The 14153-nt window shown below is 73.2% G+C and carries 6 protein-coding genes; 2 read left to right on the forward strand and 4 right to left on the reverse strand.

Translation table 11 applies throughout. The features are described from left to right. Positions 1 to 53 precede the first annotated feature (53 nt). Complete coding sequence (locus MXD95_RS02590) at positions 54 to 7058, reverse strand: non-ribosomal peptide synthetase (protein WP_250638876.1); 7005 nt, start codon at positions 7056 to 7058, stop codon at positions 54 to 56. 133 nt (positions 7059 to 7191) lie between these two features. On the opposite strand from MXD95_RS02590, the gene MXD95_RS02595 reads away from it, so the two are divergent. Continuing rightward, complete coding sequence (locus MXD95_RS02595) at positions 7192 to 8787, forward strand: MBL fold metallo-hydrolase (protein WP_250638877.1); 1596 nt, start codon at positions 7192 to 7194, stop codon at positions 8785 to 8787. After that, entirely contained in the window at positions 8784 to 11171 is a 2388-nt protein-coding gene (locus MXD95_RS02600; RefSeq protein ID WP_250638878.1) for a PEP/pyruvate-binding domain-containing protein, read from the forward strand. Before MXD95_RS02595 ends, MXD95_RS02600 begins: the two co-directional genes overlap by 4 nt. Here MXD95_RS02600 and MXD95_RS02605 read toward each other — a convergent pair. From MXD95_RS02605 to MXD95_RS02615, 3 genes are all read right to left on the reverse strand, one after another. After that, positions 11159 to 12607: a hypothetical protein gene (locus MXD95_RS02605; RefSeq protein ID WP_250638879.1), complete on the reverse strand. Its 1449-nt coding sequence runs from the start codon at positions 12605 to 12607 to the stop codon at positions 11159 to 11161. The two genes, MXD95_RS02600 and MXD95_RS02605, sit on opposite strands and share 13 nt — an antisense overlap. 161 nt (positions 12608 to 12768) lie before the next feature. Then, on the reverse strand, positions 12769 to 13002 hold the full coding sequence (locus MXD95_RS02610; RefSeq protein ID WP_250638880.1) for a hypothetical protein: 234 nt from the start codon (positions 13000 to 13002) through the stop codon (positions 12769 to 12771). Positions 13003 to 13263: 261 nt separating this feature from the next. Next, positions 13264 to 13443 carry a hypothetical protein gene (locus MXD95_RS02615; protein ID WP_250638881.1) on the reverse strand — a complete coding sequence of 60 codons (180 nt, stop codon included), beginning with the start codon at positions 13441 to 13443 and terminating at the stop codon, positions 13264 to 13266. Between the last annotated feature and the right edge of the window lie 710 nt (positions 13444 to 14153).

Below are 14153 nucleotides of genomic sequence, written 5' to 3' on the forward strand. Positions count from 1 at the left end.
ACGGTCAAGTTAGGTCATGGTACGACTACGCTCGGGCTCGCCGTGGCGGTTCGTCAGAGGTCGAGGTCGATCGGCAGGTGCCGAGCGCCCGACCAGCGCTCGGCGGCGATCTCGGAGATCGGGGCGGCCGGTCGTTCGACGAACCGGCGGAGCAGCGCCACGAAGAGCTCGGCGAGGTCGCGCACCTCTTGCTCGTCGCAGGTCGACCGCTGGGCGGTCAGCTCGACGGACAGTCCCGCGGAGTCCTCCCGGACGTCGAACCACAGCGGCGTGTGGGCGTCGTCGACCGCCGTCGCCGGCCGGGTCAGCCCGGCGAGCCATGCCGCGCGCTCCTGCGACTGCAACGTGAGGCCGACCTGTGCAAGCGGTCGATCGGCCGGCCGACCGAGACGGCGGGCGATGTCACCCGGTGGTGTCAGCCGCCGGTCGAAGGCATCGATCGCGCGACCTCGCACAGAGCCGATCAGCTCGGCGAAGGAGCCTGACGGGTCGATCCGGTCGCGCACCGTAACCATGTTGAGGTGAGGGCCGAGTTGGCCGTCGAGTGTCGCCAGCCCGCGTAGCGACACCGGCGAGGAGACGGCGACGTCGGGCTCGCCGGTGGTGACGAAGTGGAACACCGCGACGGCTGCGTGCAGCCCCATGAAGAGCGTGGCCGACGCGTCGCTGCACACTCCTCGCAGGCCGGCCGCCAGCGCCGCATCGACACGGGCGCCGGTGCGCCAACCGGCGAACGAGTGCGGACCGGCCGCGTCACCCGGGGGCAGACCGCGCAGCGTGCCCGCCCACCACTCGACGTCGCTCGCCCCGCGCTCGGTCCCCGACCAGGCGGCGTGCCAGGCGGCGAAGTCGCGAAACTGCTGCCGGGGAGGAGCCAGCGGGCCCGCGCCCTCGCGACGGGCGGCGAACCGTCGGCGCCACGCGCTCGCGAAGACGTCGAACGACTCCCCGTCCCACACGATGTGGTGCGCGACGAGGAGGCCGACCGTGCGGTCCGGCGGCATCCGCACGACGTGCAGGCGCAGGAGCGGCCCACTCGTCACCGACAGAGGCTGGTGCTCGTCGTGTTCCTGGAGAGCCTGCAGTTCGGCTCCCGCGTCGGCATGGTCGCTGAGGTCACTGAACGCGAGCACGCTGATGCCCGTCCCGTCGGAGTGCACCCGTTGCCGTGGCTGGCCGTCGACCAGCGGGAACGTGGTGCGCAGGACCTCGAAGCCGGCGACGAGGTCGGCGAACGTCGCCTCGGCGATCGCCGGATCCCACGGTGTGCCCAGGTCGATCACCTCGGCGGTCCGTGGGCTCGCCGGGTCGCGGTACTGCTCGAGCAGCCAGATCTCGTGCTGCAACGGTGAGACGGGATGATGGCGCGCCGGGAGCGTCATCGCGACGAGATCGTGCCCGGCTGCCGCAGCCGGTGCCGCCTCTCGGCCCGAGCGGACTCTGACGGCGTGGGCGAGGTCGCCGAGGCGCGGGTGCGTGAACACGTCCTCGACTGTCATCGTCACGCCGAGTGCCTCGTCGATCCGGGCGACCAGCACGACGGCGAGCAGCGAGTGGCCGCCGGCCGCGAAGAAGTCGTTGTCGGCTCCGAGGTCCTGGCGTCCCAGCAGCGACCGGCAGACCTCCTGGACCACGCCCGCCACGTCGTCGTCGCCCGTGGGAGCGCTGGCGGGTGCACTCGGCTCGGCATCGAGCGCGGCGAGCGCGCGCACGTCGACCTTGCCACTCGGCGCGAGCGGCCAGTCGGGCGCCACCACAAACCGTCCGGGAACCATGTAGTCCGGCAGGAGCTCGTGGAGGCGTCGTCGCAGCTCGTCCACACAGCCGGCGTCGTCGGGGCGCAGGAACGCGACGATCGTCGGGCCGGAGCCGTCGGTGACCGTCACGGCGACGTCCCGCGTGAGCAGACCCGTCGAGAGCATCACCTCGCGGATCCCGTCGAGCTCGACCCGGAAGCCGCGGACCTTCACCTGGCGGTCGGCCCGGCCGGCATGCACGAGCTCGCCGAGCGGCGTGCGCCAGGCCAGGTCGCCGGTTCGGTAGCTGCGCACCTCGCGGTCGGGTCCGGCGGCGGTGCCGAACGCGGAAGCCGTCGCCTCGGGACGGCCCAGGTAGCCGCGGGCGACGGACGCACCGCACACGACGATCTCGCCGATCACGCCGGGCCCGACCGGCGCGCCGAGCTCGTCGACGACATCGAGCCGCTGGTTTCCGAGCGGTCGTCCGACGTTGCCGGCCTCGTCGTCGGGACCCGGGAGCCCGCTTGTCACGTGAAACGACGAGAAGATCGTCGCCTCGGTGACGCCGTAGCCGTTGACCACGTGGCAGTCAGGATGGCGGGCCAGGAACTCGCGGATGCGGAGCGGGTTGACCTGCTCGCCGCCGAAGATCAGGTACCGCAGGGACTCCCCGGCAGCCGGCCGGCGGATCAGCTCGGGCGCCACTCCCTCGAACACGGTCGGCACTTGGCAGAGCACGCTGACGCGGTGCTGCTCGAGGAGCGTCACGAGCAGCCGTGGGTCCCTCGTCGCATCGGTCGGCACGACGACGAGGTGGGCGCCCCGTGACAGCGGGACGTACGTCTCCCAGACGGAGAAGTCGAAGCCGATCGAATGGAACAGCGTCCACACGTCGTCCTCGCCGAGCGTCAACCGCTCGCCGGCCACCCGCAGCAGCGAGACGATGTTGCCGTGCTCGACGAGGACGGCCTTCGGCCGACCCGTCGTGCCGGAGGTGTAGATGACGTATGCGAGGTCGCTGGGCCGGTTGATCCGGGGCATGGGTCCGGGTCTGTCGCCGTCGTCGGCGAGCACGATGTCGACCACGTCGTCGAGGACGAGGACGGCGCGAGCCCCGGCGCCCGCCGCGGCCGCGTCGTGACGGCGCTCGACCACGACGACGGAGGGGCGGCTGTCGTCGAGGATGAAGCGACGGCGCTCGGGCGGGTCGTTCGGATCGATCCCGAGAAAGGCGCTGCCCGCCTTGAGGATGGCGAGCTGGACGATGACCATCCACTCGGAGCGGTGCAGGGCCGTGGCCACGATGTGCTCGGGGCCGACGCCGTACCGGTGGCGCAGGTGGCGGGCGAGGCGCGTTGCCCGGGCGTCGAGCTCGCGGTAGGTCGCCGTGCGCCCGGCACAGGTGAGGGCGGGACGGTCGGGAGAGCGCCGTGCCGCGGCCTCGACGTGCTCGTGCAGCAGCCCTGGCGACTGCGGCGCCGCGGTGGCGACGACTTCGGTAACCGTGGGGTCGAGCGCGTCGAGCGCGTCGAGCGCGCCGACCGAGACGTCCGCGTTCCGGCTGAGGCGCTCGAGCGTCGCCTGGAGTAATTCGCACTTCAGCGCGACGCGCGCGGGCGTGAACAGATCACGGTCGTGCTCGATCTCACCGCGCAGACCGCCGTCGTGCTCGGTGAACGTGACGATCATGTCGAGCTTCCCCATGCGCGCGTCGACGTCGAGGACACGGGCACCGGTGACCTCAACGGCCGGCTCCACCGCCATGCCCGGCACGTTCTGGAGCACGAGCATCACGTCGAACAGCGGCGAGCGAGCGGGCGCGCGCTCGGGCGCCAGCTCGCTGACGAGCAGGTCCAGCGGATACGCGTCGTGGTCGAGCGCGCGGCCGACGACGTCGCGGACTGTCCGCAGGAGCTGCCGACCGGTCTCGGAGGGATCGAGCCGGGCGCGTAGCGGCAGGCTGTTGACCAAGGAGCCGAGCAGATCCTCGAGCTCCACCCGCCCACGGCCGGCCACCGGCGTGCCGACGACGATGTCGCGTTGCCTGGTGAGAGCGTGCAGCCAGCTGTACACCGCCGTCAGCAGCACCCCGAACAGCGTCGCCTGCTCGGCGCGTGCGAGCTCACGCAGGCGGCGTGTCGCGGCGGCGCTCACCTCGAAGCGAACCGTGCCGACGCGATGCGACCGGTCGGGACGGCGCGGGGCGTCGAGAGGCAGGCTGAGCGGTGCGAGCGTAGGTGCCAGCTCGCGCCGCCAGAAGCGTCGCGAGCGCTCGCCGGCCGCGCTGGCCAGCATGTGCTGTTCCCACACCGCGAAGTCGCGGTACTGGAGCGGGGGCGGCGGGAGCGGGCCGGCGTCGCCGCGCGCATGCGCCCGGGCGCGCTCGAAGAGCTCGCCGAAGAAGATCGACAAGGACCACCCGTCCATCACGATGTGGTGGGCGGCCAGGTAGACGATCGACTCGTCCGCGCCACCGCGGGATCGGCGGTCGGGCCGGATGAGGCCGACCCGCAGCAGCGGTCCCCTGGCGAGGTCGAACGGTGCCCGCCCGGCCTGCTCGAGCACGTCGCGGGTCGCGCCGTCGGGGTGGACGGTGAGCGTGACGGCGCCGGTCGCGGCGACGCGCTGCCGCAGTTCGCCGTCCTCCAAGTGGAACGTCGTGCGCAGGATCTCGTGCCGCCCGACCAGGTCGGCGACCGCCGCGCTCAGCCCCGCCGTGTCGACCGAGCCCGGGACGGCCAGCGCGGCCACGACGTGATACGCCTCGGACGCCCCGTCGAACTGGCTGACGATCCAGTGCCGCCGCTGGCTGTGTGACGCCGGGTAGGAGGCGGCATCGGCGACGGGCACGATCTGCGGCCCCGCATCCGGTTGGTCGCCGCGCTGGTGGCTCTCGATCAGCGCGGCCAGACCCCGCACTGTCGGGTTGTCCAGCACCGCCGATACGCGCAGATCGACGCCGTGCCGGCCGAGCAGGCGGGCCGCGAAGCGGGCGGCAGACAACGAGTCCGCGCCGCGGTCGAACACGTCGGCGTCGGGCGGGAGGTCGATGGGGCCGAGTAGCTCCTGCCAGATCTCGGTGACCGTTCGCTCGGTCGGCGACGCGTCCACGTCCGTCCGAGCGTGGACGCGCGTTCGCCTGCTGGCAGCGATCACGGCGAGCGCGTCGACGTCGAGCTTGTCGTGGGCGGTGACCGGGAGCTCGGCGACGACGTGGATCTCGTCGGGGACGAGCGAGGCACCGACAGCTGCTCGCACCGTAGCTCGCAGCGCCGTCACATCGGGCGCGTCGGCGCCCACCGCGACGGTGACGAACGCGGCGACGCGCGTTCGTCCGTCGTGTTCGTAGTCGTCGGCGTCGGCGTCGGCGTCGGGGCGTGCGGGGATGGCCCGCACGACGGCGCCGCGGACGGCGGGATGAGCGCGCAGCGCCGCCTCGATCTCCCCCGGCTCGAACCGCGTGCCGCGGATCTTCAACCGGTCGTCGAACCGACCGAGGAACTCGAGCTGGCCGTCCGGACGCCACCGGGCCCGATCGCCGCTGCGATACAGGCGACGCGTGCCGCCGGCGGGGCGCGTGACGAAGCGCCGGGCGGTGAGCTCGGGGTCGAGGTACCGGGCCGCGAGACACCGGCCGCCGGCGTGCAGCTCGCCCGCCGCGCCGATCGGCATGAACCGGCCACGCCGATCGAGGACCGCCACCCCGACGTTGTCGATCGGGCGGCCCACGGGCACCCGCCTGCCGGACGGTGTGCCGGTGCACACGAACGCGGTCACGTCCACCGTGACCTCGGTGGCGCCCCAGCCGTTGACGAGCCGGGTGCCGCTGCGGCGTCCGAGCAGCTCGTCGAAGCGTTCGGCAACCCACGGGTCGAGCGTCTCGGCGCCGGCCAGCACCCACCGCAGCGAGCTGACCGCCCCAGCCCGCCCGGCGGCCTCGGCGTACTCGAGCAATGCGATCAAGGGCGAAGGGACCAGGTCGACGATCGTGACACCGTGGCGCTCGATGGCATCGGTGACGAGTGCCGGATCGCGCTCCGCGCCGGCAGGAAGGAAGCACACGCGGCCGCCGACCGGCAACAACCGGAACATCTCGCAGATCGCCGGGTCGAACGAAACGGCGGTGCGCTGGAGGGACACGTCGGCGCTCCCGAGCTGGCGATTCTCAATCAGCCACAGCTGACGGTTCACGAACGACTCATGCCGGATCAGTACGCCCTTGGGCTCTCCGCTCGATCCTGACGTGAACGTGAGATAGGCCGGATCGGTGCCCGTGATGTCGAGCGGCGGCATGTCCTCGTGACCGTTGCTCGACGAGGCCACGGTCACGATCGTGCGGTGCGCGCCGGGCGCGATCGCCCCGGCGGTTTCCGGCGCCGTCACGATCGCCCGCGCTCCGGACAGGTCGAGCAGGCGTTCGCGCCGGGCCGCCGCCTGTGTGACGTCGACGAGCATGAACACGCCGCCGGCCTTGAGGACGCCGAGCGTGGCGACGAGCAGCGCGCAGGAGCGCTCGACCGCGACCGCGACCACGTCGCCGCGCTGCACGCCGGCGGCGCGCAGGGCGGCGGCCGTGCGGTCGGCACGCCGACCGAGCTCGCCGTACGTCACGCGCTCCGCCGGGCACACGGCGGCGAGGCGGTCCGGCGAGCGGCGCGCTTGGCGCTCGAACAGGCCGTGCATCGTGGCATCGGCGGGCAGGTCGACGGCCGTGCCTTCGAGCCACGCCTCCTGGATGTGCACCTCGGCGGGCGACAGCAGGGCGGCGTCGGCGACAGCGCTCGCCGGAGCCGACAGCGCCACGGCCAGCAGGCGTTCGTAGTGGCCGATCAGCGCGGTTGCCTCGCTCGGAGCGACATGCGCCCGGCGGTGAGCGACGGTCAGCTCGACGGTGCTGTCGCCGGGCACGAGCAGCAGATGGACGTCGCCGCGCCAGCCGGGGGGTGGGCCGAGGTCGGTCCGGTCGGCGAGCGTGCACGCGAGGTCGAGGTCGAGGTCGCCGCTGCCGAGCGGCCGGCCGGCCGGCGGCGTGGGCTGCGGCCGCGCGACCCGCTCGACGAGCGCGACCTGCCCGACGAGTTCGGCGAAGGTGGTCGCCGCGTCGATGGCCGTGGACACCGAGCAGTCGTCGCATCGGGCGCCGACGCGCACGCTCAGGGGGACCGTGACGTCGTCGCGGTCGTGGTAACGATGCACGAGTGCCGCCACGGCTGCCACCGCCACGGTGCCGAGATCGAACGCGGCCATCGGGCCGGATTGGCGCGCCGGGATCTGCGCGACGACACGTTCCCATTCCGGGGTCGCGGCTGGCACGGTCATCAGCTGGTCGCCTTTGCTTGGTCCGGCAGCCGGGGCGTCCGTAGTGCGTATGCTAGGTTATCGTGTGTCGAGAGCGCTCGTGCGAGTTCGCCGGTTGCGGGCGGGTCGGTCTCGCAGGCAGCACGTATCCGCGATGACCGCGGCACCGGTGGGCCTGCGCGCCGATGTGCGCGTCGAGCCACTCGTCGGTGGCTGGTACGCGTGGTCCCACCTCGTCGCACCGGCGACGGCGAGTCGCCACCTCACTCATCGGCACCAGTCGATCATCGACTCCTACGTCGCCGCGCCGAGCGTGCACCAGCAGGCCGCCCGATCGCCAGCGCTGGCGGGTGGCCCGTTCGTCGACGTCGCCGGTGACCGCTCGGCCGACGTCGCCGCGCTCGGCGAACGACGTCGCCGTGAGCGCGCAGACCTGGTCGCGCTGAGCGCGGCGCTCGACGAACTAGCCGACATCGTCGCCGCGCCGGCCGGCGTCCCGTTGGGCCCGCTGTACGCGTCGCTCCCGCCCGCTCTGCGTGGATGCGTCGAGTTGACGTACGACCTCGACGACCACTGCTCGTTCCGCTTGCTCGAACCCTTGCTCTACGAGCGCTACTACGCCGGCGGCCGCGACCAGGCGCTGGCGTTGAGCCTCGCCGGCTCGGACGATCGGCCGTTCGCGCTGAGCACCCCGCGCCTCGACGCTCCCGACGTGCTGCTGGCCGGCGTGCCCTTCCACCGCCCCGGCGTCGACGCCCTGTTCGCCAGCGTTCGCGCTCCGATGCCGTTCGACGACCTCGCGAGCTGCCTCGAGCTCGATGCCGACGGTGCCGCCAAGCTCCGCCGGTTGGTCACTGCGACTCCGCCCGTCGCTGGCGACAGCGCTCCGCGGACCGCGCTCCGCGTGCGCTACATCGGGCATGCGTGCGTGCTCGTCGAGGTGGCCGGGACAAGCTTCCTCGTGGACCCCCTGCTCCCCGATGCCTTCGAAGGTGCCGGGCCGCGCGTCAGCGCGGCCGACCTCCCGGAACGCATCGACTTCGCCCTCGTGACGCATGCGCATCACGACCACCTGGTGCTCGAGACGTTGCTGCGGCTGCGTCACCGCCTGGGCACCGTCGTCGTGCCGCGCGGCGGGACCGGGGCGCTGCAGGACCCCTCACCGCGCCTGGCGCTCGAGCACGCCGGGTTTCACGACGTCGTCGAGTTGGGCGACCTCGACGAGCTCGTCGTCGCCGACGGGCGCGGCCGCATCGTCGCCGTGCCGTTCCTCGGCGAGCACGGCGACCTTGCGATCGCGGCCAAGGCCGGCTGGCTGATCGAGGCCGAGGGGACACGGTTGCTCTTCGCCGCCGACTCGGCGGTCCTCGACGCGTCGCTGTACGACGTGCTGCGCGAGGTAGTCGGACGCGTCGACGTCGTGTTCCTCGGCATGGAGTGCGAAGGCGCCCCGCTGACGTGGCTGTACGGGCCGCTGTTCCGCCGTGAACCGTCGCGCGAGCGGGCCGCCGCCCGGCGCCTCGCCGGCTCCGACGACGTGCAGGCACTGGCGTTACTCGGTGCGCTCGGGTGCCAGCGCGCGTTCGTCTACGCGATGGGCCACGAGCCGTGGGTGCACTTCCTCACCGCGACGGGGTTCCGCCCCGATGCGCGGCCTGTTCTGGCGGCCGATCGGCTCGTCGCCGAGGCCCGGCGGCGTGGGATGTCGGTCGACCGCCTGCACGGCGGCTGCGACATCGTGCTCCCATGAGCCTCCACCGCACCTTCGCGAGCGTCCTGACGCTGGGCGCGCCGGGCACCGAGCGGGACGACCTCGTCGGCGCCAAGGCGGCGGCGTTGGCGCGGCTCGTCGCGGCCGCGCCGGTTCCGCCCGGGTTCTGCGTCACGGCCCTCGACCCCCGCCGCGTGCCGGACCCGACGGTCGAGCGCGACATCCGGCGCGCCTACGAGTCGCTGGCCGGAGAGCGCACCCTCGCCGTGGCCGTGCGCTCGTCGGCGCTCGACGAGGACGGCGCGGCGGCCTCGTTCGCCGGCATTCACGACACCTTCCTCAACGTCGTCGGGGCGGACGACGTCGTCGCTGCCGTGTGGGAGTGCGCGCGCTCGGCGGTCGCCGACGTGGCGCTCGCGTACCGCGCCCGCCTCGGCGTGCCGGGCGAGGTGCGCATCGCCGTCCTGGTGCAGGTGATGGTGCCGGCGGACGTCTCGTTCGTGGCGTTCAGCAGCAACCCGCTGCCGAAGCAGGACGGCGTTGAGCTCGTCGTGAGCGCGGCGCGGGGACTCGGCGCGGTGATCGCCGACGGGACGGCGCGGCCTGACACGTACCTCCTGCTGCGCGACACGGGGGAGACGATCGAGCACCGTCGTGGCGATCAGTCCGTTCGCCTGGTCGCGTCGGCAGGTGGCGGCGTCGCGACCGAGCCGCTCCCGGCGCGCGAGCGCGCCGAACCCCCGCTCGACTCCGGCGCCCTGCGCGAGGTCACCGACCTGGTGCTCCGCATCGAGCGTCTCGTCGGCCAGCCCGTCGACGTCGAGGGTGCCCGGGTCGGCGACTCGCTGTTCGTGTTGCAGGCCCGCCCCATCACCCGGACCACGCGCTTCCCGCTCGACGGCCTCGACGAGGAAGCCACCAGTTGGCTGCGTGAGGACATCCACTTCCCCGCCGTCGTGACGCCGATGGGGGGCGACTACGCCCGGCTCGGCATGTACGCGGGGCTGCGCCGCATGCAGGACGAGCTCGGCTGGACGAGCCGCGCCGATGCCGTGGTGTTCAACGGAAGGGTGTACGTGCGCTGGCACTACATGTCGCCCGTGGACGAGTTGGACGAGGCACGCCGGCGGCTGGAGGCGGAGAACCTAGAGCGAGCTCGCACGGTGGTCGCGCGTTGGCACCGGACCGTCGTGCCACGGCTCCGGGCGATCTACGCCGAGATCGAGTGCCTCGACGTCGACGGTCCGCCCGGCGGGCAACGGGTCGCCGCGTGGCACGCCGTCTGGAACGTCATCGAGGAGGCGTGGTACTGGCACTTCGTCGTGCTCTACCCGTGCTTCGCCGGGGTGCGCCACCTGGCGGCGACCTGCCGCGACCTGTTCGGCGAGGAGACCGCCGCCAACGCGTGGCGGTTGACCGCCGGGCGGGTCGAGACGATGCACCAGGTGGAGGTCGACCTGTGGACGCTCGCCGAGATCCAGCGCGCGGCGGCTGCGCCGGACGCCGGCGAGGATCTCGCCAGGGCGCTCGATCGCTGCCTCGCCGCCCATGGTCACCTCGGCGCGGAGAGCGACGACCTCGCCGCGACCACGTGGGCCGACGAGCCGTCGCGGGTGCTCGCCGAGGCCCGGCGGATGGGCGCCACCGACGTGCCGCCGGGCGATCGGCGGGCCGCGACGCTCGCCGCAGGCGACGCGTTCCTCGCCGAGCTGCGCGGGCGGGTCGCCGTCGAGGCGGACCGAACCCGCCTCGACGAGGCGGTCACGCTCGCCCGCGCCGTGTTCCCGCTCGTCGAGGACCACAACTACTGGCTCGACCGCATGCTCCACGCCACCACGCGGGCGGCGCTGTTGCGGGTGGGCGCGCGCTGCGTCGCCGACGAGGTGCTCGAGCGGGCCGACGATATCTGGTATCTCCACGTCGACGAGGTCGCCGACGTCATGGCCGGGCCGCAGGACCGCCGCGAGCTGGTTCGACGGCGTCGGGACGAGTGGCGCGGCTGGAGCCGCCTGATGCCGGCGGTCGGCCCGGTGGCAGCGGCCGCCGAAACGGAGGAGCGTGCCGGCGCAGTGCTGCCGGCCGTGTCGCCGCTCCGCGGGGTCGCCGCGTCGCCCGGCGTGGCGGTGGGTGTCGCCACGGTGGTGCGCACGAGCGCGGACGCGGCGCGCGCGCCGGCCGGCGGCGTGCTGGTGTGCCCGAACACGAACATGTCGTGGGTCGCGCTGATGGCGCGCGCGGGCGGCCTCGTGACGAGTGCCGGCGGGGAGCTCAGCCATGGGGCGATCGTCGCCCGCGAGTTGGGCATCCCAGCGGTGGTGGGGGTGCGCGGCGCGCTCGACGCGATCGCCGATGGGATGCTGGTCGAGGTCGACGGCGTGGCCGGCGTGGTGCGAATTGTCGCCGGCGGAGATCACCAGGGGTGACGGTCGCCGGGCGCCCCGGCGACTTGGACCATCCGCCTGGCGATGGCGAGCGTGCCGTTCACGACGGCGATCACGCTGAGCTGGTAGACGCCCTCGACGAGGTCGTCGGGGACGTCGACGGTGAGCGCCACGGTCGCCTCGCCGCCCGGGGCGAGGACGTCGCGTTGAGGCGGGCCGACGATGGCGTGGCCGCGCTTCCACATCTCGAGCACGGCGACGAGGTCGATGTGGCCGAACGCGTCGGCCGGGGCCCGCACGCGGCACGCCACCGGCAGTGCGCGGCCGGTGTGCGCTCCGACGGGTTGCCGTTCGAGCAGCACGCGATGCCTGCCGTCGTCGTCGATGCCGCCGCCACAGGTCGCGCAGAGCGCTTCGACGCGGCGCACCTGGCCGCCGGAGGTCTCGAACACCTGCCGGGTCAGCGTTCCTTCCCCGCACGGGCACGGGCCGGCCGGTTCGAGCGAGCGCACCAGGTGCAGATAGGGAGACGAGCCGTACGAGTGCAACCGGCCGACCTCCGCCACCATGTGGACGACGGCGTCGAGCAGCCGCCGCTGCCAGCCGTGCAACACCCGCCAGAGCGCCGCGCAGACCGCGTCGCCGACGGCCTCGTCGATCAGCACGCCGGCCGGGGCGCGCAGGGCGACATCGCCGCTGGCGAGCGTCCGGATCAGGCTCGGGGTGTCGGCCTGCAACCGCTCGATCGGTTCGGTCGAGCGGTCCGCGCCGGCCAGCGCCTGCCGGCAGTCCTCGAGGAAGAGCGTCCAGAACGGTCCGTTCGCGAGGTGCCCGGCAATGACACCGCGCACGGGCTGCCACGGCTCCTGGCCGAGCGCGTCGACCACCAGCTCCTGGGCGCCCGCCCCGGCGACCCATGCGTAGAGCGCGCCACCGCCGGCGCCCGCATGATGGACGCCGCGACACCAACCGTCCGGGGACCGTCTCTGCAGGAGGAGGAAGGGCGCCGACTCCTCAAGCGTCATCTCCGCCCGCACGAGGGCACTCTCGGCGGGCAACGGCCCGACGTCCGTCAGGTCGACGTGCCATCTGCGCCCGCCGTCGGCGAGGGGGACGGATCGGCAGGGCACCGGCACCGGCGGCGACCCCGTCAGAACCAGTTCGGGGTTGCCCAGCAACACGAACGGTCCGCTCGCGCCGGTTCCGGTTCCGGTTCCGGGCCCGGGCCCGCCGTGGCGACGGCGGCGGTCGTTGACGGCCCGGACGACCTCACCGAGCGGTCGTCCGTCGGCGATCAGGGCCATCGTGAGCAGGTCGAGCTCGAGGACGCCCTGGTTCACGTCGGACGAGACGATCGTGGCCAGGCTCCGGGAGGCAGCGGCCTGGTGCGCAAGGCTCGACTCGGCGCGGAACCAGCTCGGGCCGAGCGGCATCAGCTCGCAGCCCGACAGCACCAGGACGGTCGCATCGGTCTCCATGAGCGCGACCAGCCGTCGCCCGCCCAAGCTCGGTTGCCGGAAGCAGGTGCCGTCGTTGAAGCACGGCAGGACCGCCGGGCCGCGATCGTGGCTGCGTCCCGCCCGCGCGCACAGCACGGCGCCCGGGCCCAGCGAGGCGTCGAACGCGTTGGCGTGACCGTTCAGCAGGAGAACGTCGCACCGCGAGGTGAACAGCGCCCCGGGACGGTCTCGGCATGGCCGGATGCCGACGGCCCGGCGACATCGAACGGTGTGGCGTACGAGCCGGAGATGACCGCAGCCCGCCCGGTCGTCGGAGCGACCTGGACGAGCAGTGCCTTGAGGAGCGCGAAGCGAGCGAGTAACGGATCGGCGGCGACGACGAGGCCCCATTCGACGCCGGCGCGGTCCAGCATGTCAACGCCGCCGCGCAACTCCGTGCGCGGACCACACCGACTGGTCGGATGTCACCGCGGACGACGTCCGCGCGTGGCTCGTCTGCTGTCTTGATCAGTACTCGGACAGCTACGCCAACAACCAGTGTGGGGCGCTGCAGCAGTTCTTCAAGTAGTACGCCGAGGAGGAAGAGGTCGGGGCCCTGTTGCGTCCGGAGCAGGCGTTCGTCCTGGTGGTCGGGCATGATAGGTGATGAGTCGTACGGGGCGGCCGGGCGGCGCTCAACCGCTGAGGCAGACGGTCTTCACGTATTTGCGTAGCACCCAGCCGGTCAGGCTCTTGGCGGGGGCGGTCCCGTGCACCCAGCCGTTGCCTCCGGTCAGGCCATCGGAGTCAAACACATCTCCTCGGACCAGGGCCGGCCCGACGGGCTGTGACCCCGCCAGGTAGGAATCGCGCACGGTAGCCGTCTCGCTGCAGACGATGAGACGCGTGGTCGAGCCGCCAGACGTCGAGGTCGGCGTGGGGGCGGCACCCGTCGGCGGGTGGGACGGTGGCTCGGCGCTGGCCTCTGGAGCTGGCCGCAGAGCGGGACCGGGGGCCGGATCAGACGATTCGATGACCGGGCCTGCGGACGGCGCGGGTGACGATGCCAGGACGCGTCGCTCCTTGCGGGCCGGTGCGTCCAGCGGAGAGGCGCCGTCTGCGCCGATGGTGAGGCGGTTAGGCGAGGGCGTTACCGAGGCTCGGCCGGCGGGCAGTGAGCGAGCTGCCCGTCCTTCTGCCTGTGACGACGACCGGTACGGTGACCAGCTCGGTCTCGCCGCCAGCAGCCCGGCCAGCGCGAGCACCACGGCCGCCGCCACAGACGCTGCGAGGACGACGTGCCTCGCCCGTCGCCCAGAGGCCGGTGGTGGGGGCGGGTCGGCAGTGAACTGGCTCCGCGTGGTGGACCCGTCCGGGTCGTCGGCCCGCGGCAGGACGGTCGGCCCGCTCGGCCCGGGTCTCGTCGCGGGCTTGCGCGGCGCCGTCCCCGTCGGGTGCCCCCTCCCGCGCCATTGTCAGCGCGCCTTCGCCGCGGGCCGGGTGATGCGCGTGTGGCTCGGTCGAGGGTGTGGCCCGGCGGCACATCTGCGCGGCGAGGAAGCTCTGCTCTTCCGGCGGTCGAGCC

It is taken from the genome of Frankia sp. AiPa1 (assembly GCF_023243075.1).
Taxonomy (GTDB): Bacteria; Actinomycetota; Actinomycetes; order Frankiales; family Frankiaceae; genus Frankia.